We start from the raw sequence: 24,230 nt of genomic DNA on the forward strand, positions 1-24,230 counted from the left end.
TGCAGTAGAGGGGGTTTCTAATGCCGTAAGGAATGTTTTTTTGTTTTTCATAAGCCTGATTTTGATGAACTGATCACTGTGGCTTCACCGATGATATTGAGTGTCTTGCTGGAGGCTTAATGGTGATAGATGCGCACAGAAAGTTATTGAAACCGGGAGGAAGACATTAATGGCTTTCTTCCGGTTTCATGTAATTCTTCTTATTAATGGCCGGATTGATCGTGAGGCACGGTGACGGTTTCAGTTGAAACCGTTTTGTTGCCCGCTTTATCAGTAGCCGTGTACGTGATGGTGTAGATATTTCCTCTTTCCGCACGCACGCTGAATGAAGTGGCGGCTGTACCGAAATTGGCTAGAATGTCGCCTTGTCCACTATCCGGCTGATTGCTCGTGATGGAGGTCAACACCACAGATTCAACGCCTGAACCATCGTCACTCGAAGTCAGAGCGGCATTGATAGTTATCATCTTATGATTCGGCGGCCAAATCGACGTTTTGTCCAACTGAACAGATAATACAGGAGCTGACTTGTCCACTTTGAACTCAATCGTTTTGAGTTGTTCTAAGTTGCCGGCTTCATCCATACTGCGGTAACCCAGCTTATAAGCTCCTTCGCCAAAGTCAGGAATAGATCCGGTGTATACCATCCAGTCACCGTCATTAACCTGGTACTCCGTTGTTACAGCTCCTCCATATACACTGGCATATACCGATAAGCTAACGGTAACATCCGTCAAGTACCAGTTGTTCTTGCCGTTAGGCGAAGATGGGCTTAACACAGCTGTAGTGTTAGGAGCAATCTTATAAATGTTGCTTACAATAGTGCTGGTTACATTCGATGCATTGCCTACAGCATCCGTTCCTCTTGCATATACGGTGTCATTATCCTGGACAATAACGGATGCCGTATAAGCACTCCACGAGCCGCTTTCGCCCACTTTATACTCCTTCACCGCCGCATCGGCCGGATAGGTGATCATTACGGTGACACCTTGATTGGTCGGAGCTGAGGTATCTACGGCCAAGGTTGCATCAGCCGGTGCAATACGGTCGATGTTGCCAACCACATATGGGGTAGCGTTCGAGACGTTGCCCGCAGCATCCGTACCTTTTGCATACACCGTGTTGTTTTCGGAGATAACCACAGGCGCGCCGTACGCGGTCCAAACGCCGTTATCGCCTACCTTATACTCCTTCACCGCAGCATCGTCCGGATAGGTAACCGTTACAGTGACATCCTGGTTAGTCGGCCCTGTAAAGTCGGCCGACAATTCGGCGTCCGCAGGCGGCATCCTGTCGATATTGCTGACGGTATAGCTGGTCACATTCGATACATTGCCCGCAATGTCCTTGCTCTGTGCATAGACGGTATCATTGTCGGATACGATCACAGGTGAAGCATACGCTGTCCATGTGCCGTTATCTCCTACTTTATACTCCTTGACCACCACGTTATCCGGGTAGCTGATCGTCAAAGTGACATTGCCGTTGGTTGGATCTGTCATGTCAGCTGTGAAGATTGCGTCCGAAGGTGCTGTCTTGTAAATGTTGCTTACCATGTAGCTCGCCACCTCCGAAACATTGCCTGCAGCATCCGAACTTCTTGCATACACCGTTACGTTTTCGGAAACCATTACAGGAGCAGTGTACACGGTCCATTCGCCGTTATCGCCAATTTTGTACTCTGTCACCGCAGCGTCAAGCGGATAGTAGATCGTTACATTAACATCTTTGTTGGTCGGCACTGTAATATCTGCATACAAACCGGCCTCAACAGGTGCAGTCTTATCGATGTAGACGACCGTATGCTGCAGCTCCACATTGCCTGCCCAGTCTACGCTCCAATACACTAACGTATGCGTTCCATCGGTGGGTAATGTAACCGTGTTCCCGGTTTGCTGCGCGCCGCCGTCTACTTGGAAGTAGGTTGCCGCAACACCAGAACCTGCATCAGTGGCATTGAGGCTTACCGTCGTTCCCTGCGATGCATTATCTGTTGTCACCGGAGACGTCAGGTCTGCCTGTTTCACTACGCCATGCAGTCTCAAATCAGCGATATTTCCAAACCAGTTACTCCAATTCCAAACGCGGATATACCGGTACGGTACTTTGCTGCTGACCGGGAAGCTTTGCCAATCCGCAGAAGCTACAGCTGCTTTTGTGAGATCCGTCCAGGTCGTATTATCGTTGGAGCCTTGGACTACGGTATTCTTAATTCTGCCAAGCAAATTACTTTCTTGTCTTCCAATCATCTCTACACTCGAAAGCGTAGCTTGATTGCCATCCTTAAAGTCAAAGGTAATATAGCCTCCCGATCCATTGGTACCCAAACGGAAATCAGTTACCGAAGCTAAATTGCTGTCAAACAGACTATTCGCTATTGACAAGGTTGTTGCTGCAGTTCTTCCTGAAGTAGCATCAATGAGATTGGCGATGCTTGTCACATTGCGAATCAAATCCAACTCATCGACAATATACAGCTTGGAGCTATCTGTTGTAGATGTTGCCGGGTATCCATCCACTCCACTTTGCGTCATGTAATTAACAGTGAACGTTACGTTTCCTGCTGCTACACCTTGATTTAAGGTCGCCACTGCTGTCCAGTTGATGTTATCGGCAGAACTAACCGTTGCATCCTGACCTTGCATCTTGACCTTGACGTTATTGATCGCTTCTTTTGCTTTGAAGGACAGTTTTACCGTGTTGCCTGGCACAATCCTCGTCTTGATGCTCTGAGCCGAGCTGATCGAAGCCGTCTCAATTTTGTTCGTGGCTTGAACTGCGCCATACAACCGTAATTCTGCCATATTGCCAAACCATTGGTTCGCATTGTAAATGCGGATATAACGATAGGGTACAGTATCGCTAATACTTAAGGTTTGCCAATCCATCGTCTTTCCAGCTGTCGTGGAAATGGTCGTCCAGTTCGTGTTATCGTTGGAGCCTTGTACCACCGTACCGTTGATTCGGGTATAAGTGCTATCTTGCCTTGCAAGCACCTCTGCCTTCGACAGCGTGACGAGATTGCCTTCTTTAAAATCGAACGTAATGTATCCGCCATAGCCGCTGCCATTTACACGGAAATCGGTAATTGTACCGGCATTTCCGTCAAATAAATTACCTGCCGTTGCCAAAAGATCTGCCGGAGTTCTTCCGCTGGAATCACTTAACGTGGTGATGGCAAGTATATTGCTAATCAACCCGGTCTCGTCGGCAATATATAGCGATGAGCTGTCAGTTGTCGTGGTTTTTTCCGGCCCGTCGATTCCGGCTGCCGTTTTGTAATTGATACTGAAGGCTACTTGACCCGGACTTGTGTTGCTGCCCATAACGGCCGCTGCTGTCCAGTTGATATTGTCAGCCGTGGACACCGTTGCAGCTTGTCCATGAATATTGACATTGACATTATTAATTATTTCCGTTGACTTGAAGGACACTTTGACTGTGTTGCCCGGAACAATTCGTTTTTGGATGCTTTGTGCTGAGCCTATGGAAACCGAATCAAGCTTGGACTTGATTTGAACATCGCCATACAAGCGTAATTCAGCCATATTCCCAAACCAGTTGTTTCCATTTGTTACACGGATATAACGATATGGATCTGTACTGTTAATTGTTAGCGTCTGCCATTCCGTTGTATTCCATGCTACGTTGGAGATGGTTGACCATGTCACATTGTCGTTGGAGCCTTGCACCACTGTGCCATTAATTCTGCCAGAAAAACCATCTTGCCTTGCAATCACTTCCACCTTCGAAAGTCTGGCCTCGCCGCCTTCTTTAAAGTCGAAGGTAAGGTATCCTCCATAGCCGCTGCCATTTAGACGGAAATCAGTAAACGTTCCTAAATTGCTATCAAACAGATTGCTCGCCGTTGCCAAAAGATCTGCCGGATTTCTGCCGCTGGAATCAATGAGATTGGCGATCTCAAGCAGATTGGAAACATAACCTGTCTGATCAGAAATAAATAAAGATGAGCCATCCGTTGAAAAGATAGTTTCTGCCGCATCTATTCCCGCTGCCGTTTTGTAATTGAGCTTAAATTTGACTGTACCTGCTTGCACGCTTGGATCTGCAACCAGCGTTGCTGTCCAGTTCAGATTATCAGTAGTGGAAATCGTTGCAGCTTGGCCTTGAATTGTGGCTGCTACATCTTGAATCTGTTCGGTTGACTTGAAGGATAATTTGATCGTATCGCCCGGAACGATTCGATTTTTCAAGCTTTGGTCCGAGCCGATGGAGACGGACTCCAGCTTGTTTATTGTCTCAAAACGCTGGCCAAAGATTCTAAACTCACCCACTTCCAGCATCGAGCTGGACGGTTGAATCATTTGCATTTTCAAGAAGCGGAATTTCTGATTTTCGAGTCCGGCCTGTACCTCAAGTCTCTGCATATCTTCCGTAACCGTCGTTAGGCCAGGGGTTAATCTTGTCCAATTTTCTTTATCATTGGAGCCGAACATGGCAACGCCGCCTATACGTTCCGGAAAGCTCGCTCTTACCTGAAGCTCGAAGGCATTGGCCGATATTTTGTAGCTTGGCCCGAAATCCATGTAATGCGTCCGATCTTGAGCTGTAAAAAATCCTACAAAGCTATCATTCGTACCATCCAACCAGTTGGGAACGGCATTGCCCATGGTTGAGCTGATAAACATATTCGTATAATTAACGCTTCCGTCATTCATCAAAGGCGTCAATTCTTCAAGACCTTGAACTGCACTGTTCAAGTCAAATAGTTTCTGATAGAAAACCTCATCCGTTGCACTTGCGATTACATTTATAACGTCAGCATGCACGTCCTGATAATGATCAAGCGTTGCAGAAATATAAAGTGTATCTGCATCATAAGGTGCAATGACTGCGTTAACTGCAGATTGCCGATCGTTTGCTACGACAACGGTAACGTCCTTGGTCGTAACCGAAGTACCGTCTGACGCACTCACGACGAAGGAATACGTTCCTGCTTGTGCCCGAGACCAGGAAAATGCGCCAGTGGTCTCATTGAACACAGCGCCCTCAGGCATATGATCAGCCTGATAGTTAACTGCACCAGCGTCTGTCGCAGAGAAATCGAAATTGATCGTTGCCTCAGACCCGACATAGGTAAATAAATTTAAGTCTTCACTTCCTGCTGTAAATACGGGAGGCGTCAGCTGTACGCCAGCTTTTACATTAATGTGGTCAATGTAAACCGTAGTGCCGGCTCCTTTTACATTGAAATAAAGGAGATCGCCGAGCCCTTGGAAATTATTGAACGCATAGCTGATATATCTCCATTGACCCTTCGTATCCGGCAGCGTAACGGTATCGCCAAACACATCCATCTTCGCTACGCCATTAGTCCGAATCTTGAATGCAACGGTTCTCTCGCTGCTTCCGGAAGCAACCAATACAATTCTGCTTCCCTCTTCCGTTCCCGTAATCTGGACGAAAGTCGTATCTCCCTCTTGCATTGTAGCAGAGTTACTATCAAGCTTCGTGTATCGATCTTCTATTTCTCTCAAATCCGGATTTGTTATACCTGTAGGAATATTCTGTGTACCCTCAGCCTCGGCTTCTTGAGGGATATACAGCCAATAATCGCCACCTGCATCCGGCGACTCCCAGTAGAAAGGGTGTCTCATATTAAACATCTCGGTAAAGTATGGAGCTTCTACCTCCATATTTATTCCTGCCGTATATTTATAGTAATAGTAAAGGTCATACACATTACCGCCAATTCTTCCCCTGTAACCGCCAGCCAGATGGTTATAAATGATGGTTGGATTTCCATTTATATCTGTGTGTGCCGCAACGGGTATCCATGGTGTATCGTAACCAATCATGTACCGGCCAAAAAAGTCGGCAGCCTTTAAGATTCGATTATCCAGAAATTCGTAGGGGCCAACAGCATTGGGCGCTGTAGAAATAGTCCCTTCCACCGGATCTACCTTTGTTCCTTGGGCAAGCAATAAACGCGATAAAATTTCCATATTGGTTACGTCTCCGGCGCCATGCGCCTGATCCCTACCCATTTCGACATGCTGAACGACTGGAGGATTTACCGGCTCTCCTGTTACGATATTGGTATCTACCAATCTGAACAATTGTTTAATAGATCCGTTCATACCTTGGTCAACAGCTGTCTCGTTAACAGTAAACCACTCTACTCCCTCAGCATACCTTTCACTGTTGCCAGTAAAGATATAACCTGACATAGCTCCAATCAGCGGATAAAGATGCTGATTCATAAAGCGGTAATTCGTATGCTGGAAGGTTTCGATTACCGGATTGATCAGATTTGTCGTAAAATCTGCTGTATCTTGATCTGTCCACTCCAGTTCTGCTGTTTGAGTGCTTGTATACCTTAAGATTTCCGCAGCGGTAACCATCCGGTTGAGCGGGATTCCCGTGTGAATATGCGCATCATTAAAATACGCGTATTTCGTAGGATCCATATGCGACCAAATTCGGATAATACGCATCGCATTTGCCCGATAAGCCTCATCACCCGTTACATAATACAAAATAGCTTGGGTATAAGCCTTCAAACCGTCTTGTATAAATCTCTGATTAAAGCTCTGGCTATTAAAAGCATCAATGCCTGGTTTCGCTGGTTCAGCGCCTTGATTGCTTGATCCGACAGTCTTTGAAGCAGTTGAAGATTGGAGCATTTGATTAAAATAAGTATTCCAAGGTTCTTTTTGCGCCAGAACCTGTGTCCTCATATTTTCAAGAATATCCTTGGTCAGTCCGACACCGGGATGTTTAAAACCGCTTACATCAATGACTTCATTAATCGTTGGTTGATAATCCGTAAAAATCGATGTTGTTTCCGCTGCAGCTACTCCTGTCGATAAAGGCAGGATCGTGGCCATAAAAGTAATGGAAATAACGATAGACAAAATGCGCTTAAACGCATTCCTGAAAGTAAGCCCTTTCATTTGTACTCCCCCATTCATTCAGCTGTGCCTTGGTGTAAAAATTCATTAAATCATTGCCCCAAAACTTCAACGTGAAGTCTCGTATTGTCAAATATTCAAAAACCTCAACCTCTTAGCTCACAACTATTGCGGCCCCCTAGATAATGACAGTTCTCAAACAAACTGGTCCGAATCTTTATCTTTAATCACCTCCACAGAACCCTTTTTTTACAACAATCAAATAAGCATCTTTCAGCACTTTCACAATGAATCCTATCAAAATGAAAGCGCTCTATCCATTGCAAAATTATTCAATTTCATCAGATTTCTTTCAATTTGACCGATAGCATGCTAAAAGAAGCGCAATATTTCAGGCTATCACGTGATCGTGATACCGGGATAGCCTTCTACTATTGAATTGAAATTAGTGAGCCATACATTATATCGAATCTTTATTTTGAATGATGTTCACATGATGAACATAGGACCCTATGAGGATATCCTCCGAATCTATTTCCAGCGGTCGGCCGTTTACATAAACATTCTCAAAGGTTACACCGTCCACAACTCGGGTTTCATCGAACCCCTCGATGCGAGAAGGATTTTTGCAAATGCCGTTAAAGACAATATCTTTAAAAAGTATATTCTCCACCCGTTTTCCCGGCTGCGGATTATATTTCGGATTATGCACGACCCGAATGTTAAACAGCTCTCCGAGCTCAAACTGCTCAACCCGGATATTTTCATACCTGATGTTCCGGACTGTATTATTGTCCCCGGGATTGATCGCCATACACCCCCAATAATCGGGTTGTGGCTCGTGATGCTCCAAAATGTCGATGTTCTCAAATACGATGTTTTCAATGACATTTCCACCGTTTTCAGAATCCCCATGGGTTCCGATATTCATGGGATGCGCAACATCCGCCCAAAGGATCGAGTTTCGAACCGTAACGTTCCGGCTGTCTCCGTCAAACTCCCCGCGGTGTCCGTATATGGCGATACAATCATCGGAAGTTCGCAGAAAGACATCGTCGATGTCAATATGAGAACAGGACATCATGTCGATGCCGTCCGACCAACCTCGGGTACTGAACGTCTTAAGGTTGCGGATTGAGATATGTTCGGATTGTCCGATCAGTACGGTATAGTGTGGTGGATCAACCGTGATAATTCCTTCTATCGTGATGTTCTTTGAGAAGGTGATCTGTACTCCACGATAATAAGTGGTTTTTTCAAAGTCGGACATATAGAGCAGCCCCCTGCCCCGTATCGTCACATCCTGCACATGTTCGCACACTAACGCCCCTACAACAACGGCACCTCCAGCGATATAAACCGTTTTCCCGGAGGGAATGCGCAATTGGGGCTCTTCCAAAATATGCATGCCCGGTCCGAAGTAAATCACATCTGGATCTGCCGGATCGGGAACATTATCTTCCAACGGGTTCGCAAAAATGTGAAGGTTGTGAAACCGATCCCCGTTTACTTCCAACGATAACTTACGCGGCCGATCAAGCATGAACGTTACCCGGTTATCGTTATAGGCGCACTCGAGCCCTGACGATAAGGGGCGAATCACCGCTTCCTCTACAACCCCTATGTTCTTTACCACCTCGACTTCAACGGGACCGGTGCAATCGAAATACACCATGGAGGCATTCCGCACGTCATGCATATCGACCTTCACGTTGTAACTAAACAGCTCCTGCCATTCACCTTGTAGCAATCGGACCCGTACCGTGAAATCGGAATTTCCAGCCGCTTCTGCCGGTGCAGGATATGTGATCAAATCATTTTGAACTTTAATCAATGGAACTCGCCTCCAAAATACTTCTAATTGTGAAAATAAAAGCCGGAAGGGCTGGAACATGAATGGCATGTTCCAACCGACCGGCCCAGAGTTAAAGCAGTTTTGATTACTGTTGATTACTTCTTATTACGCTCTGCGTACACCTTGGTGACTTCATCCGTCAATTCTTGACCGCCAGCTTTCAGCCACGCAGCCTTGAAATCGTCAAACGCTTTATCCGTATTCGTTTCGCCGGTGACGGATTTAATCACATATGCGTCCTCCAGCGTCTGCAGATTCCCCCAATATTTCGACTTGGTGGTCAAAACGGCAGGTCCCAGGATGTCCTTCATTGGCTCATAACCGACATTTACCTTCGCCTTCAGGTCCAGCAATTCCTTGCTCGTATTGTATTTCGCCATGGAAGTAACTGCGGCGTTGAGCGGATTGTAGAAGCTGCCAGCGCCGGCTTTGATGGCAGCGGCCTCCGGTGTCGTCTTCGGAACAACCAAGTCGCCGTTCTGATCATAGTTGACGTCCTTCTGACCGTAAACCGTCAGCAGCCACAACTCCGGATTTGTTGCGACGGCATCAAGAATTTGCTCAATCTTAACCCGTTTCGCTTCATCCTTCTCGACCTGTGCGCCCAACAGAACAGGAGCTTGACGCCCGCCGTAAGCGAAGCCTAACGATTTGCCGGCCGGGCCGACAACCGGCTTACCTGCAACGACAGTCTGGCCCTTTTCCGATCCTGGTTTCGTAATAAATCCGGAGTTCTTGTCGAAATTGCCCCACTTCATGTTGTCGACCATACCGATCTTTTGGTTGGCGAATTTCTCGTTGAGCTGATTGTTGTCGGTTGTAATAAACTCCGGATCGATCAGTCCGCTCTTGTACCACTTGTTCAGAAGCTTGAGCGCGGAGCGGGTTTCTTCTGTGAGCCCGCCGTACACGATTTTTCCATCAGCACCCAGCTTGAACTGATACGGAGATACGCCATGAGCCGAGAATACGGAGGTGAACATTTGGATCGGGAGCTTGCCTCGACCCGACATGCCGTACGTATCCTTCTTGCCGTTGCCGTCCGGATCGTTATTGGCGAATTTCGTGAGCACATCCTCCAGCTCCGCGAGCGTCTGCGGAGGTGCGTTGTAGCCGATCTTCTTCAGCCAGGCATCGTTATAACCGGGAATGAAGCCAGACTCACCGTCCGGCCATACCTTAGGAATCCCCCAGTTCTTTCCTTTGTAATTGCCGACACCCCATGCACCGGCGTCAACCGATTCCAGCGATTTAATATAATTCGGCATATTCTTTTTGATTTCATCCGGGGAAAGGCTGGCAATGACGCCTTGATCCGCCCACGTGGCCATATCGGTTTCGTTCGCATCGATCGGGAAAATGTCAGGAACTTGTCCGGAGGCAAGCAGAACTCCGAATTTTTCCTTCCATGTCGTTCGTTCAAATTTGACATTCTTGATTTTTACGTTGAATTTTTGCTCCAACTGCTTCTGCACGTAGTTGTCGTCAGCTTCAGGCGCATTGAAGTTGTTCGCCCAAGTAATTTCAATCGGCTTTTCTGCTGCCCCCGGTTTATTGGAAGCTGCCGGCGTTTGTTCGGCCGATTTCCCTCCGCTGCATCCTGCCGCCAAAAGCGACATCGATAAGACGATAGAAGTCATACCCAACATTTTCTTATTAATCTGTTTCATTCTTTTTTGCCTCCCTTTTTATCATACAAGTTATATTTAGACGGAATACTACAAGAGCAATCCCATTTAAATCAGGTGATATGTGCTAACCCTTTAGCGAGCCTACCAAGACGCCTTGGACAAAATATTTCTGAAGAAACGGATAGACGACGAGGATCGGCAGCGCGGTAAACATGATGATTGCGGCCTTAAGGGTTTCCGGCGCCTGTTCCTCGATAGGCACGGCTGTCAATGGATCTCCCTCCGCGGTAATCACGATTCTTCTTAGCAATATCTGTAGCACAGTCTTCGATTGATCCTGAATGTACAGCATCGCATCGAACCAGGCGTTCCAATGCCCGACGGCGGACCAAAGCGCAAGGGTGGCCAATATAGGCTTGGACAACGGCAACACGATAGTGAACAAAATACGCAGGTCGCTTGCCCCGTCGATTTTGGCGGAATCCTCCAGCTCCTCCGGAAGGCTCATGAAAAAGTTGCGAAGAATCAGCATCGAATATGTGCTGATCAAGCCAGGGATAATCAAGGACCAACGCGAATCGATGAACCCTAGCGATTTGATCAGGAGGTAAGTGGGAATAAGCCCGCCGCCAAAAAACATCGTTACAACGATAAACATCGTATAAAAATTGCGATGCGGAAGATACTTCTTCGAGAGCGAGTAGGCCCCCAGCGCCATAAATAGCAGCGTAAGAAACGTCCCCACTACAGAGCGAAACACCGTGTTCCCGAAAGCGATCCAAACCGAATCGGTCGTAAACACTCTCTCCCATGCACTGAACGATATCTCATACGGATACCAGTGCAATCCCGGCCTTAACGCCTCGGCGCTTGTACTGAGGGAGATGGAAAGAACGTGAAGAAACGGGTAGATCATACATATACAAACACAAGTAAGAAATGCGATTACGATTATTTGAAACACTTTTTCACCTAAGCTTAACCTCACGGCCGTTCACACCTTTCTGAACACTTGTTACGTAATTCCTTCTTGCCCCATTTTTTTTATGATATAGTTGGTCGTTAACACCAGCACTACCGCTACGACATTTTTGAAAAGACCGACTGCTGCCGTCAAACTAAATTGGAAGTTTTGCAGACCTACGCGGTACACATACGTATCCAATACATCAGCTACGCCATATACGGCTGGAGAATATAAGGTAAGGATCTGGTCGAAGCCCGCGTCCAGAACCCCGCCAACCCGCAAGATCAATAAAATGGTAATAACCGGAAGAATGGAAGGGATCGTAATGTGGATGGTTTGCTTCCAGCGGTTCGCTCCGTCAAGTACGGCTGCTTCGTACAGCTGCGAATCCACTCCGGCCAAAGCCGCCAAATAGATGATGGTCCCCCAGCCAATTTCTTTCCAGATGGCAGATACGACCATCGTGAACCGGAAAGACGATTCACTGCCCAAAAAATAGATCGGTTCAAACCCAAGCTGTTGGATGATATAATTGACGACGCCGGTGCTCGGAGACAGCAGCGTAATCATAATCCCGCCGATGACGACCCAAGATAAAAAATGGGGCAAATACGAGATCGTTTGGGCAATCCTCTTGAATACCGAAATCCGCACTTCGTTTAACAGCAATGCCAAAATGATCGGGGCCGGAAACCCGAATACGATGTGATAAAAGCTGATCACGACCGTATTTCGCATGATTTTCCAAAAGTCGGGTGACATCATAAATAAATATTGAAAGTGCTTGAACCCAACCCAAGGGCTTCCCCATATCCCTTTTATAATGTAAAAATCTTTAAAAGCCAATTGAATGCCGTACATGGGGGCGTAATGAAACACGGCATACCAGATCAGCACAGGAGCCAGCAACAGGAACAGATACTTGTTCTTCTTATATTCTCTCCATGTGTGTGCCAATCTCGATTCCGTTTTTTTGCCGACTACTTTAACACTGTTTAATTCAGAGGTGTTTGCCGGATTCATGTTTGTAATCTCCTTTCTTAGATGAGGCTGAGACCTCGTTTCATACCCCTACTTTATTACTCTGATAGCGTTCTTTCCATTGTAAATTCATTCGATTTCGTAAGAATTCTTTCATATTTGATTGCATTTTCTTTAATGAATCATAGATAAGCGGCTTCCATAGAAAAAAAAGACAGCCTTATTAGGCTGTTCATGAGTAATTCTGCTATATGGCTTGCACATCTGTGTTTTTTACCTGCCGATATTGTACCGGGGTGATCCCGAAGCGGGCTTTAAATTTGTTGTGAAAATATTGCGGGTTACGATATCCGACGAGAGACGCGATTTCCGTGACGGATAAGCGAACGTCTTCTCGCAACAGAGCTGCTGCTTTGTCCAGCCTTGCCCGAGTGACATATTCGGTAAATGATTCCCTCATGACTTCGCCGAACAAGGTTGAAACATAGGCCGGAGCGAGCGAGGCCATTTCGGAAAGAAGATTCAACGAAAGATCTTCGTGTAAATGTTCGTCGATATACACTTTCAATTTTAATATGACGTCCGCATGAGCATGATTGCCCGATTCGCTTACATGTAAAGCAATCTGCCCCGAGAGGCTGCGAATCGCGTCCATCGTGTCCGACAGCGTTTCTTTTTTCAGTTCGTCAAATAGATTGGAGGAAGGAATCAACTGTTGTAAATCCAGCTCGATCACGACCTGATAAAGCGTGGAAACCAGTTGAAGCAGCGCTAATTCCACCACTTCGAGCTGTAGGCTCTGTTCCTCCAGGATATTGGTGAAATCATCGATAAACTGATTCGATCCGTTTACATTCCCGACCTTCAATGCATTTTTATAGAGATCGAACGAAAACATGTACGGCGTCGGGTTCAATGCAGAAATCTTCGAGTGCTGAACAATCGCTTCCTGACCATAAAAAAAGCAATAGCGATAAGCTTGCTGCGCCAATTGATAGGAGAGTGGGATTTCTTCGAGCGATTGAACTAAAGAGCCGATCGCAGCCCCGAAACGAATCTCGTCTCTAATTACCTCTTTTACTCGAACTAAATCCGCAGCAATCGCTTCATCGTCAACCATGTCGAGGGAATCAAAGAAGAAGATGATAGCTGCTTCCCTCAAATTCAAGCAGACAACCTCATTTCGTATGGAGTGGTCGATCTGCTCATAACGCTGCTTGAACTCCTTACTATGGCCTTCCATGAGCGGAATATACGCGACTAGAAATTGGCGGTCCTGAGGCAAGTCGTCCATATTCTCCAAACCAAGGCTGGCGCCCAAAACAAGATTTTTCATTTCGTTCGTTTTCGCCAGGGATTCCAAGGTCTCAATTTTTTGTCCCAAGCTATTCAACGCATTTCTGATGATTGCGTATTCGTTCATTTGGGACTGTGCCGAGTTAGGTTGATGCAGACTGCGGATATGCTGGACAAGCTTTTTCATTGGAATATAAAATCGTTTTGAAATCATGTAGGAAATGACAAACCCTAACAAGAGTACCAAACTGCAGCCTATGAATATTTTTGTTTTGATTTGTTCGGAAGCTAATACAAACGTATTCATAGGACGAACCATCGCATAGGTCCAACCGTTCCCCGACTTCGATTTGTCAAGGTACGACATCACAATTGTGCCGCTCTTGTCGTCAGCGATTTCCCGAACGGTCTGACCGGATCCAATTACGTTCTGAAGCAGGTGAATTTCGTCCGGATTCGAATCCGTTGTTTGAACGATCAAATTCCCGACCGCATCGAATATATAAAGCCTTTCGTTCTGGGAGTTCATAATTTTGGCAGCAGCCTGTTTGACGTACTCCTGCTCGACATCAACAAACAAGTATCCTTTAGGCATAGCGCTTGGGATGTCATACGGAAGCTTAACGACATAAGTCATAACCTGCTTCCCTTCGGCAATACTGGGGCTTGTATCCGGCAATGTTCGGGTTATCCATCGGTTGGGAACAGTTTGATTTAGCTGACCGATGAAAGCGACGTCTGTAGAGTTATCCGGCTTCATAAAAAAGGAATTGTTGTCAACGACATAATTTCCCGTACGAAAATAGGCCGTCATTTTAGAAGCACCTTCAATAGCCAATTTATAATTATCAAGATCCTGGCGAAACGACGCAATGCGGCTGAGATTGCCTTCCCATCCGCTATCCAACAAATAATTCAAATTGGAATTATTCTGAATGAAAATGGTAGATAAAGCCTTATTCTGTAGATTGTCTTCGAATCTTCTAAGCAGTGTCTGTTCGACATAATCCTTTACGGTAACAAGCCGGTTTTGGCTGTCCTTGGCGATTTCGCCAACCATCAATCGATTGGCTTGAGAATATAGGTAACCTCCCGTAAGCCCAATCAGGACGACAGCCAAAATCGTATAAGATAAGATAAGACGGGTAAAATAGGTATCTCTGTACTTGGGCATTACTCTCATAACAAGCCCCCTTTAACTTTCTCGGACCATTCATCCGGTTCATTCGTATGCGTTTTCATTTTATAACTTATATTGTACCATGATTGCATGATGCCTTGCACTTAGGTTTTCAAAAGAAAAGTTTACCACATATAATGATTTACGGTTACTTGAAAAGCAAGAAATGTATCTAATAAAATTATTGAATAGTTGTAATTGGTGCCAATTCAGCCGCAACATCTGTCTCTTGTAACATGGAAGTTATTTTTTTGATGTCGTAAGACAGAACTCTATCTTTTTCCAAAAAAGGTACCTGTTCGCGGCACTTGGCATAAATCCACTTTGTCCCTTTGCCCAGAAGCTCGGGATTACGATAATCGATAGCTTGAGAAGCACATAAAAGCTCAATAGCGATAACTGAGTAAGCATTTTCTACAATTTGCTTCGCTTTTCGAGCTCCGATCGTTCCCATGCTTACGTGATCCTCTTGATTGCCTGAAGATGGAATTGAATCGACACTAGCTGGATAAGCTAAAGATTTATTTTCGGACACCACCGAAGCAGCGGCATATTGGGCAATCATAAATCCAGATTGAAGACCACCATGTTTTGTCAAAAAGGGAGGTAGATCACCATTTAACTGCGGATTTACTAAACGCTCGATCCTTCTCTCGGATATGTTGGCCAACTCTGACATACAAATGGATAAAAAGTCCATGGCCAATGCGATCGGTTGCCCATGAAAATTGCCGCCAGAGATTACCCTCTCTTGCTCCTCGAATATGAGTGGATTATCAGTGACTGAATTCATCTCCACCTCGATTTTTTCCAATACATACGAAAGTCCATCACGACTCGCTCCATGAACCTGCGGTATACAGCGTAGAGAGTACGCATCCTGCACCCTTAACTCCCCTTGATTTGTCATCAATTGGCTTCCCATCGTCAGTTTTCTTATATTTTCGGCAACCAGCAGCTGGCCTTTGTGCGGTCTAATTTCATGCGTTTCCGCATCGAAAGCGTCCCTAATACCCAATAATGCCTCGCAACTCAGTGCTCCCGTCGCATCCGCCCATTTCGCCAAATTCAAAGCGTCATAACATGCTATTGCCCCAACCGCGGTCATGACTTGGGTTCCATTAATTAACGCAAGTCCTTCTTTAGCTTCCAAAGATATCGGTTGAATGCCCGCCAATTTCATAGCCGTTCCGCCATCCATACGCTGACCTTCATAGACAGCCTCACCTTCTCCAAATATGACTAATGCCACATGAGACAAAGGAGCCAAATCGCCACTGGCACCGAGCGAGCCTTTCTCTGGAACAACCGGAACGACATCCTTATTCAGCATCTCGATCATCGTTTGGACAACCTCAAGCCGGATGCCCGAGTAACCTAATGAAAGCGATTTGATTCGAAGCAGCATAATCGCCCTAACGACTTCTTCTGGCAATGCCAGCCCTATTCCACAAGCATGACTTCGTATGAGATTTGCCTGGAGCTCTTTTGTATCTTCACTTGAGATATACGTATCACTGAATTTACCGAATCCGGTGGTAAGTCCATAAACCGTTTTTTTCTCTCGAAGAAGCTTTTCCACATAACTTCTGCTGCGGTTAATTTTCTCTACGCTTGTATGATTCAAAACCACTCTAGTCTTATTTCGAGAAACCTCAATCACATCTTTTAATGTTAGTGTTACTCCACTACCTACTAAAATTTCTGTCTGTAATGTCTGCATTATGATCGCTCCTCGTATGAAAATATAAAAAGGAGCCAATACCAAATAAGGTATCGGCTCCTAAATCACTAAATTTACTAATAGCCTGGTTTATTATTAAATTCACTTTCATTGTTTCATGTGCAAAGAATAGTCATTCATCACTAACTATACTAAATATACTAAATATGATTAAATCCATAGCCAAAGGCTTCATGCTCAAATCCCTTTTTGGGAGCACCAATGGTTCCGTAAATAGATACAGCGATCCACTCACCGCTTTGCTCAGAGGATTCTCCTAATTTACCGCGAACAATGGAGAATGTCAGCCCTACGGTCCGTAATATATCACCGAACTGTACCATACCTCTACCAACTCCCTGAAGAGCTTCAATAATAGCATGGTATAGTGCGTGCACTTCGTGATAAATATCTTTATTAATAATATGATTGTTTTTTGCCGTCGTTTCTATGGCTGCGATAACTTTGTTTAAGTCCATCGCTCCAACTTTGCCAACAACGTATCGATAGCCTTTTTCTTTCAACTCATTTTCAACATCTTCATTCCATGAATGATCCCTCAAAACTGCTAATAACATAGACAATTTACCGATCGGAAAGGGTGTCTTTCCTGGACTCGTCATTGGATCGCCTCCTTATAATATTAGTTAGCGCTTACATATAATAATTAAGCATTGATGACAAACTGTTCATTGATTGTCTATTGCTTTTATTACAATAAAAAACCAAAAAAGATCGCGTTAAAAGTAAGTAGATACTTAGCGTATCCCAAATACTTTAGCCCCGATCTTCTAAATAACTAATGTCTAAACGACTGAACTGTATAATGAAATATATCATGGTGGTTGGTTGATGTCAACAAGCAGAGAACATTACCGAAATGACATTTCTAGGTTCAGAATTTTCGTTTTCGCACTCGAAAGCTCTTCTAATCGATCAACAAAATTTCTGTTTCATGAAGGCAAGACCTTGCGCGTATTCCTGACTGTCCCTAACCGTGCACTCGGCAGAAATCATACCACTGTATCCTGATTTTCGCAGACAGTCGGCGAATGCATCGTACGGGTAACTGCCGGTTCCTGGCGGGACGGAGCCCGCAAACACGCGGTGCTCCGTTTTCTTATATTCGTGTGTTGCTGTTAGCTCGCTCGTTCCGTTTTTGCTGACTCGGAAGAGAGTGCAGATAAATTGAATCCTTTAACTATGAGCCATACAGCTAGAATCATTTCATTAGCTGCTACTGGCAGCGCCAAAATAGCACCCCAAACAGAAACTTGTTGAATGACACCGAACATGACTAACAAGGCACAGATAAAAACAAGTGTTGCTCCTGTCATCCCCAAGATGGGTATAAACCTGGGTACGAGCTTGGTTTTATAAAATATATAACTGTACATCATCGTGTTGATGCCCAGCATGAAGAGAGGCCCGAGCAGAAAGGTCCAGTCATGTACTGCTTTTAATAATATACCTGAAGCTTGAAAAGAGGCGATATCCGGAGCCGCTGCTGCTGCAAATTCCCGGCTTAAGGTCAACAGGGACAGTACGCTGATTATACCAATAGTAATAATAACGGCTTCAAGAAACCTGAAGCAAACATGCCAAAGAGCAATAGTTTCATTATATTTTCTTAACAATGGAAACATTGTAGTTGCAGTACCAACCGCTGAAACGACAAGAATTAACTCCATAAGTGCTCCCAGTATCACCTGGTTGGCATGTTCGGAACCTTTCATCAGGTAATCCGGACCATTTAGGATAGGATCGTATAAAATAAGACCGATTATCGCCGTAACCGCCGCAAGTATAAATAGTATTCCCACAATTAATGCGCTCTTTTTATTAGTATTCATTTGTTTATCTCCTTTTTTGAATTTATTTCCTTACCGTTATGACCATGTTCCCCGACCATGGGCTGCGCTGTCTATCTTCCCTCAGCGCCACCGATCTCCGCGCTTCTTTACATAGTGTGCAAACACAAAGCGCCAAGGGATGACGAAAGGAAAAATCATGACTATCAAGCAGGATGAGGCCGTCGCCCAAGTTGACTCGTCCATTTGACCGGAGAACCACAGTGGGAGTGCAACGACGCTCAGCCAGATCGACTTCCACAATAATTCCCACAGAAGCAAAGGCAGCATCTGCAGCGGATATCGCAGCCCCAGGACTGACAGAGCCGAAAAGGCGGCCAGCATGCACTGGACCACTCCTTCCATAAGTTCCCACGGCTTATCGTGGTGGATGACTCCAGGCCATACCACGATACCGAGCCCAACGATGATAAGAAGGTACAGCGCCCTCAGCAAATAAAGACGAAACAACGAGACCTCGTTCATATTTGTTTATCTCCCTTTTTGAATTTATTTCATTACCGTTATGACCACGTTCCCCTTTTTGTGTTTTTTCTCGACATACCTATGAGCCTCGGCAATTTGTTCTAACGGATAGTGTCTATCGATGACCGGTCTTACCTTTCCTCCCTCAATAAGCTCCTTCAGGAAGACTAGATCTTCAACACGATTCTTTTGTGACATATCCACATTCACATAGGTTCCGTTCGAGCGAAGCGATTTCTTGCCTGTTGTTTTTGTGATTTTCGATATTTTTTTCCCAACGGTATCAAAGATTAAATCATAACGTTCTCCACTCGCTGTAAAATCCTCTTTCGTATAATCAATTACCCTATCGGCTCCTATAGATTGCACCAACGCAAGATTCGTGGAACTGCATACCCCTGTTACATCCGCCCCATAATATTTGGCAAGCTGTACCGCATAAGTACCTACACTTCCAGAAGCTCCATAAACAAGAACCTTCATTCCACTCGCGATTTTTCCTTTCCTAAGGAAATTCAACGCGGTTATTCCTCCAACGGGAACAGCGGCGGCCTCCTCATACGTCAAATTGGTCGGTTTTATAGCCACAATGCCATCTTCAGGCAAACATTTGTACTCGGCATATGCACCAAAGCCAATACCACAGAAGGCAAAAACTTGGTCACCTTTCTTAAATCGTTTTACATCTTTGCCTACTACTTCAACTTCCCCAGCTAACTCAAACCCTAATATCGTTACTTTTTTGGGCCTTAAGATACCATTGTAAAGTCTTGCAACGAATGGATCAGCCTTTCGCATGCGCCAGTCACCTGCTGTTACCGTTGTCGCATAGTTTTTCACCAGTATTTCATTGTCCTTGGGTGTAGGTTTTTCTAACTCTTTCAGATGAAGAACATCTGGCGATCCGTATTGGGTGTATACAATTGCTCTCATATTTGTCCCTCCTAATGATTACCAATTGCAATGAGCAAACAGATCCAATTAACCCCGAATTAGACATAATTCCTCTTCATCCAATCCGTGATACCAAGACCCTCTGATTCATGTAATTCTTCCACATCAGCCATTCTAAGTAATGATCCGTCTTTGATCGCAATGAAGGAGTCCAATAATGATTCAATTTCCGCAATCTCATGGCTTGTCATGATGAGCGTCTGAGATTCCAAGTCAACATAAGAAATCATTCCTTTAACAATAGATTCTCGCACCATGGGATCAAGCCCGGACAGTGGTTCATCCATTAGAATGTAGGATACTTCTCTGGCCAAAGTAAGCATGATTTTTAACCGAGCACGATTTCCTTTCGAGAGGTCTTTGATTTTCATATGAGGCTCCAGCTGCATAAACTTCATGATTTCTTCCGCTTTAGCCATGTTAAAGTCCGTATATTGGGAAGCCTGAAAATCCATCGCTTCACGTACTGTGAATATCGAATAAAAAGAACCAATCTCTGATAAATAAGAAACCACTTTGCTAGTTCTTCGACTGGCAGTTACTCCATTTACGGTTACCTTCCCACTTGTTGGAAGCGACAGTCCGGATATAAGTCTCAAAAGCGTTGACTTCCCGCTGCCGTTCTCACCCACAACGCCAATAATTTTACCTACGGGCAAAGTGAATGAAATGTTATTGAGTACGGGCTGTTTAACATATTTTTTAGAAACATTCGTCAATTGAATCAAATCACTCATCTCCTTTATCCAATTTGCTTAAGTGGTCCTGGAGCCCTGATATGATTTCATAAGAGCTGAATCCCATTTCCTGCATGACCTGAACAAACGATAAGATCTGCTCATTTTTTAATATTTCACGCTGTTGGACCAAGCGCTCCTCTTGTTCCGTGACAAATGTACCTTGACCTCTTCTCGTTTCCAGGATACCCTCACGCTCCAACTCACTGTAAGTACGCTGAATTGTGTTTGGATTAACACTGTATTTGATCCCCATTTCTCGGACAGACGGAAGCTTCTCACCTGCTTTCAATTCTTTGCTTACAATCTGTCGATTAATTCGATCCGCTAATTGCAGATAAATTGGCTTTGAAGCATTAAATTCTTCCATTCTTACACCTCAACTTTATTGTCAACGATCCACGCGCTCAGAAAGAATAACCCAATGATAAAAATGAAGGTATACAAATATTCTCCTGCATATGTTTGAATAGGATTTATTGAAAAAGAAGGGAAATCATAAGTAATATTCCCCCATTTCGTTACTAAACTATACAGTTTAGTGGACTCGAATAGGGCAGTTATCCAACTAGGTATGATAATTGCCCCAATAACGACTAACCAACTCCAACGCCCGATTGCAAACTTAAGGGATTGGTATAGCGCCCAAAGAAATAACACCCAAACGCCAATGATTATAGAAATCACAATAATATGAAGAAATATGAATAATCCCGATATCCAAGTATCCGTCCAATACGCTTCAATTAAGTTGAACTTGGGTATGATCAGCAATCCGGACATCACATATAACATCAATAGCGAAATAACAAGCATCAACAGCCCGTTCACTATCTTACTAATTAACAATCTAGAAGCCGGCCCAGGATTATGCAGCCATAGATGCAGCTGATTTGCCTCTGTTTTCAAACTGATAAATACAATAATCGGAACATATAAAACATGAAGAACAACGCCAACTACTAAGGGTAAGAAAATAAGTAAGGTATGATCTGCTTTCATCCCCATATATAACGTCAACAAGACAATCAATAAATTAATTACAAGTCCTACGAAAAATACGGTTCTTGTTAATTTAAAATCTTTTTTTAATAAAGCTACCCATGCCCTCATCCAAATCTCTCCTTCTTAATGAAACTTCACAACGGAAAATTGTATTAACGTAATAGTACACTAAGACATTGTGTATGTAAATAGACATTATAAAAAGAAGCAAGAAGGAAAACCTTCATTACTCCCTGAGTACGCAGCTTTTGTTATTTTGAACTTATTCCACTAAGGCAATTAACGAAAAAAGTCTGCTTGATCTCTGTATCGCATTCACGAGAGATTGGGCAGACTTTTTAAATGGACCATCATGGGCCTCTTATTCATTTTGATATACCTGCAAAAGCTTATTTCGGACGTAACTAAGATGTCGGTACATATGCGTAAACGCTTCGTGTGGATCCCGATTAACGAGCGCATTATAGATATCTGTATGGAATTGGACCGTTACATCACGTTCACGTTCCCTAATTTGTCTGTCCATTTTGTCAAAGGTTATAAGCAGCGGATCGATCATTCCTTCAATGATCGGATTGTTCGCACTCAATGCAATAATCCGATGAAATTCCTTGTCCGCTTCCCCATAGTTGTTATTGACACTGCCTGCGATTTCATCAATGGTTTCCTTTAATCGGTTCAACTGCTCGTTCGTAATCTTTTCTGCCGCTATGGCCACAAGTCCCAGTTCTAATGCCATTCGTGCTTCGATGATCGCTGGAAGGTTACCAATGGACAAAGCCAGCATCACCGAGAACGGATTGCTGCCGATTTTATTATTAAAATGGGTTCCGCCACGAGTTTTTCGCGTAATCACTTCAAGCGCTTCAAGTGAACTTAATGCTTCCCGCAGAACCGGTCGACTCACGCCTAACATATCGATCAGTTCCATCTCGGACGGCAGTTTATCTCCTGGTTTAAGCTGACCGCTGATCAGCAGCTGAACAATGCTGTCAACGACTTGCTTGGGCAGCGTGTTTCGTTTAATAGACTCCAATTCTACGCTTCCTTTAAGTTCTACCATAATTGCCCTTCTCTCTTAGCTGACTAAAACGCATAATCATATTGTAAGACGAATTAGATGAAATAACAATGTAGACAGATCTCTCCTTCATTTCATTTTATCATCTCGATTACCGTACAAGACAAGGTTGTTTATGATCGAATTTCCAGCCAGGAATCAAATACTGCATAGCAATCGCATCATCACGTGCTCCAAGCCCTTTCTCATTGTAAAGCTGGTGCGCTTTCTCAATTTCAACCATATCAATCTCAATGCCCAAACCTGGCTTGTTTGGAACTTCCACCATGCCTCCGACAATTTGGAAGGGTTCTTTGGTCAGACGCTGCCCGTCCTGCCAAATCCAATGGGTATCGATAGCTGTGATTTTTCCCGGTGCAGCGGCAGCGACATGGGTAAACATAGCAAGCGAAATATCAAAATGATTGTTAGAATGCGAGCCCCACGTCAGCCCCCACTCATGACACATTTGAGCTACTCGGACAGAGCCTTGCATCGTCCAGAAGTGTGGATCTGCAAGTGGAATATCAACCGAATTCAGTTGAATCGTGTGTCCCATCTGACGCCAATCCGTGGCGATCATATTCGTAGCTGTCGGGAGCCCTGTAGCACGACGAAACTCTGCCATTACCTCACGTCCGGAATAGCCATTTTCAGCTCCGCAAGGATCTTCGGCATAAGCCAGTACATGGTGTTGATCGCGGCAAAGGCGAATTGCTTCAGATAAAGACCATGCGCCGTTTGGATCCAGCGTTATTCTTGCTTGCGGAAAACGTTCGGCTAGCGCGGTAACGGCCTCGATCTCCTCTTCTCCACGAAGCACGCCGCCCTTCAGCTTGAAGTCGTTAAAGCCATATCGCTTGTATGCCGCTTCAGCCAGCTTAACGACAGCTTCAGGTGTAAGCGCTTCCTCATTACGCAATCGTGTCCAATCATCCTTGCCATCCTGCCCGCTCAAGTAAGGAAGCTTCGTTTTATTACGTTCGCCGATATAGAACAAGTAACCTAACATCTCTACGCGGTCACGCTGCTGCCCTTCTCCAAGGAGCGCAGCAACAGGAACACAGAGAAATTTCCCCAGAAGATCTAACAGTGCAGCTTCCAAAGCAGTAACGGCGTGAATCGTGATGCGAAGATCGAAGGTTTGCAAGCCACGTCCCCCAGCATCTCGATCAGCAAACTGTTTGCGTGCTATGTTCAGGATGTTATTGTATTGACCTATGGATTGACCAATGACGAGCGCCCGTGCATCCTCTAGTGTTTGACGAATCTTTTCACCACCTGGAACCTCACCAACACCCGTATGTCCTGCGTTATCCTTGAGAATGATGATGTTGCGTGTAAAGAAAGGAGCATGTGCACCGCTGAGATTAAGCAGCATGCTATCGTACCCCGCCACAGGAATGACCTGCATTTCCGTAATGATCGGCGTGCCTGAAAATCGGCTATTCAGTTGGTCATGTTTCATATCCTGCATCAAATTGTTCTCTTCCCTTCATTAAAAAATAATATAAAATAAGGAAATGGATATATACAAGTCATATTGTAAGACAAATTAAAATATGCGTCAATTTATTCTTTATGATCTGCGATAGGGGAAGAAATAGCCAGGGGTTCTCCTGTTATG

Annotated in this window: 16 protein-coding genes; all 16 read right to left on the bottom strand. The window is 44.7% G+C overall.

The features are described 5' to 3' along the window. Positions 1-203 precede the first annotated feature (203 nt). Positions 204-6,920, bottom strand: a complete 6,717-nt coding sequence (locus QFZ78_RS11680; protein ID WP_307547611.1) for an OmpL47-type beta-barrel domain-containing protein — start codon at positions 6,918-6,920, stop codon at positions 204-206. A gap of 418 nt (positions 6,921-7,338) precedes the next feature. Beyond that, complete coding sequence (locus QFZ78_RS11685) at positions 7,339-8,712, bottom strand: glycosyl hydrolase family 28 protein (RefSeq protein WP_307547612.1); 1,374 nt, start codon at positions 8,710-8,712, stop codon at positions 7,339-7,341. Positions 8,713-8,828: 116 nt separating this feature from the next. Further along, positions 8,829-10,403: an extracellular solute-binding protein gene (locus QFZ78_RS11690; RefSeq protein ID WP_307547613.1), complete on the bottom strand. Its 1,575-nt coding sequence runs from the start codon at positions 10,401-10,403 to the stop codon at positions 8,829-8,831. Positions 10,404-10,488: 85 nt separating this feature from the next. Then, entirely contained in the window at positions 10,489-11,352 is an 864-nt protein-coding gene (locus tag QFZ78_RS11695; protein ID WP_307547615.1) for a carbohydrate ABC transporter permease, read from the bottom strand. 27 nt (positions 11,353-11,379) lie between these two features. After that, positions 11,380-12,354, bottom strand: coding sequence for an ABC transporter permease (locus QFZ78_RS11700; RefSeq protein ID WP_307547616.1), 975 nt, complete (start codon positions 12,352-12,354; stop codon positions 11,380-11,382). Between the two features lie 205 nt (positions 12,355-12,559). Next, positions 12,560-14,791: a helix-turn-helix domain-containing protein gene (locus QFZ78_RS11705; RefSeq protein WP_307547618.1), complete on the bottom strand. Its 2,232-nt coding sequence runs from the start codon at positions 14,789-14,791 to the stop codon at positions 12,560-12,562. Positions 14,792-14,969: 178 nt separating this feature from the next. Further along, a complete protein-coding gene (hutH, locus tag QFZ78_RS11710; RefSeq protein WP_307547620.1) occupies positions 14,970-16,511 on the bottom strand; it encodes a histidine ammonia-lyase in 1,542 nt (513 codons plus the stop codon). A gap of 161 nt (positions 16,512-16,672) precedes the next feature. Continuing rightward, a complete protein-coding gene (hutP, locus tag QFZ78_RS11715) occupies positions 16,673-17,134 on the bottom strand; it encodes a histidine utilization transcription antiterminator HutP (RefSeq protein ID WP_307547622.1) in 462 nt (153 codons plus the stop codon). A 516-nt stretch (positions 17,135-17,650) separates the two neighbouring features. After that, positions 17,651-18,364 (bottom strand): DUF4386 domain-containing protein, encoded by a 714-nt coding sequence (locus tag QFZ78_RS11720; RefSeq protein ID WP_307547623.1) that lies wholly within the window; start codon positions 18,362-18,364, stop codon positions 17,651-17,653. Between the two features lie 22 nt (positions 18,365-18,386). Further along, positions 18,387-18,710: a hypothetical protein gene (locus tag QFZ78_RS11725; protein ID WP_307547624.1), complete on the bottom strand. Its 324-nt coding sequence runs from the start codon at positions 18,708-18,710 to the stop codon at positions 18,387-18,389. 161 nt (positions 18,711-18,871) lie between these two features. After that, positions 18,872-19,780, bottom strand: coding sequence for an NAD(P)-dependent alcohol dehydrogenase (locus QFZ78_RS11730; protein WP_307547626.1), 909 nt, complete (start codon positions 19,778-19,780; stop codon positions 18,872-18,874). 59 nt (positions 19,781-19,839) lie between these two features. After that, the gene (locus QFZ78_RS11735; protein WP_307547628.1) at positions 19,840-20,529 is read right to left on the bottom strand and encodes an ABC transporter ATP-binding protein; all 690 of its coding nucleotides are present in this window, start codon (positions 20,527-20,529) and stop codon (positions 19,840-19,842) included. Position 20,530: 1 nt separating this feature from the next. Next, positions 20,531-20,908: a GntR family transcriptional regulator gene (locus QFZ78_RS11740; protein ID WP_307547630.1), complete on the bottom strand. Its 378-nt coding sequence runs from the start codon at positions 20,906-20,908 to the stop codon at positions 20,531-20,533. Between the two features lie 2 nt (positions 20,909-20,910). Next, on the bottom strand, positions 20,911-21,651 hold the full coding sequence (locus tag QFZ78_RS11745) for a hypothetical protein (RefSeq protein WP_307547632.1): 741 nt from the start codon (positions 21,649-21,651) through the stop codon (positions 20,911-20,913). Positions 21,652-21,904: 253 nt separating this feature from the next. Then, positions 21,905-22,606: a FadR/GntR family transcriptional regulator gene (locus tag QFZ78_RS11750; protein ID WP_307547633.1), complete on the bottom strand. Its 702-nt coding sequence runs from the start codon at positions 22,604-22,606 to the stop codon at positions 21,905-21,907. 109 nt (positions 22,607-22,715) lie between these two features. After that, the gene (gene gudD / locus QFZ78_RS11755; protein WP_307547634.1) at positions 22,716-24,080 is read right to left on the bottom strand and encodes a glucarate dehydratase; all 1,365 of its coding nucleotides are present in this window, start codon (positions 24,078-24,080) and stop codon (positions 22,716-22,718) included. Between the last annotated feature and the right edge of the window lie 150 nt (positions 24,081-24,230).

It is taken from the genome of Paenibacillus sp. V4I5, assembly GCF_030817255.1.
Lineage (GTDB): Bacteria > Bacillota > Bacilli > Paenibacillales > NBRC-103111 > Paenibacillus_E.

Coding starts and splice junctions, on each gene's coding strand:
- QFZ78_RS11680 (WP_307547611.1), bottom strand. CDS start 6,920: ATGAAAGGGCTTACTTTCAGGAATGCGTTTAAGCGCATTTTGTCTATC.
- QFZ78_RS11690 (WP_307547613.1), bottom strand. CDS start 10,403: ATGAAACAGATTAATAAGAAAATGTTGGGTATGACTTCTATCGTCTTA.
- QFZ78_RS11700 (WP_307547616.1), bottom strand. CDS start 12,354: ATGAATCCGGCAAACACCTCTGAATTAAACAGTGTTAAAGTAGTCGGC.
- QFZ78_RS11705 (WP_307547618.1), bottom strand. CDS start 14,791: ATGAGAGTAATGCCCAAGTACAGAGATACCTATTTTACCCGTCTTATC.
- hutH (WP_307547620.1), bottom strand. CDS start 16,511: ATGCAGACATTACAGACAGAAATTTTAGTAGGTAGTGGAGTAACACTA.
- hutP (WP_307547622.1), bottom strand. CDS start 17,134: ATGACGAGTCCAGGAAAGACACCCTTTCCGATCGGTAAATTGTCTATG.
- QFZ78_RS11720 (WP_307547623.1), bottom strand. CDS start 18,364: ATGAATACTAATAAAAAGAGCGCATTAATTGTGGGAATACTATTTATA.
- QFZ78_RS11730 (WP_307547626.1), bottom strand. CDS start 19,780: ATGAGAGCAATTGTATACACCCAATACGGATCGCCAGATGTTCTTCAT.
- QFZ78_RS11740 (WP_307547630.1), bottom strand. CDS start 20,908: ATGGAAGAATTTAATGCTTCAAAGCCAATTTATCTGCAATTAGCGGAT.
- QFZ78_RS11745 (WP_307547632.1), bottom strand. CDS start 21,651: ATGAGGGCATGGGTAGCTTTATTAAAAAAAGATTTTAAATTAACAAGA.
- QFZ78_RS11750 (WP_307547633.1), bottom strand. CDS start 22,606: ATGGTAGAACTTAAAGGAAGCGTAGAATTGGAGTCTATTAAACGAAAC.
- gudD (WP_307547634.1), bottom strand. CDS start 24,080: ATGCAGGATATGAAACATGACCAACTGAATAGCCGATTTTCAGGCACG.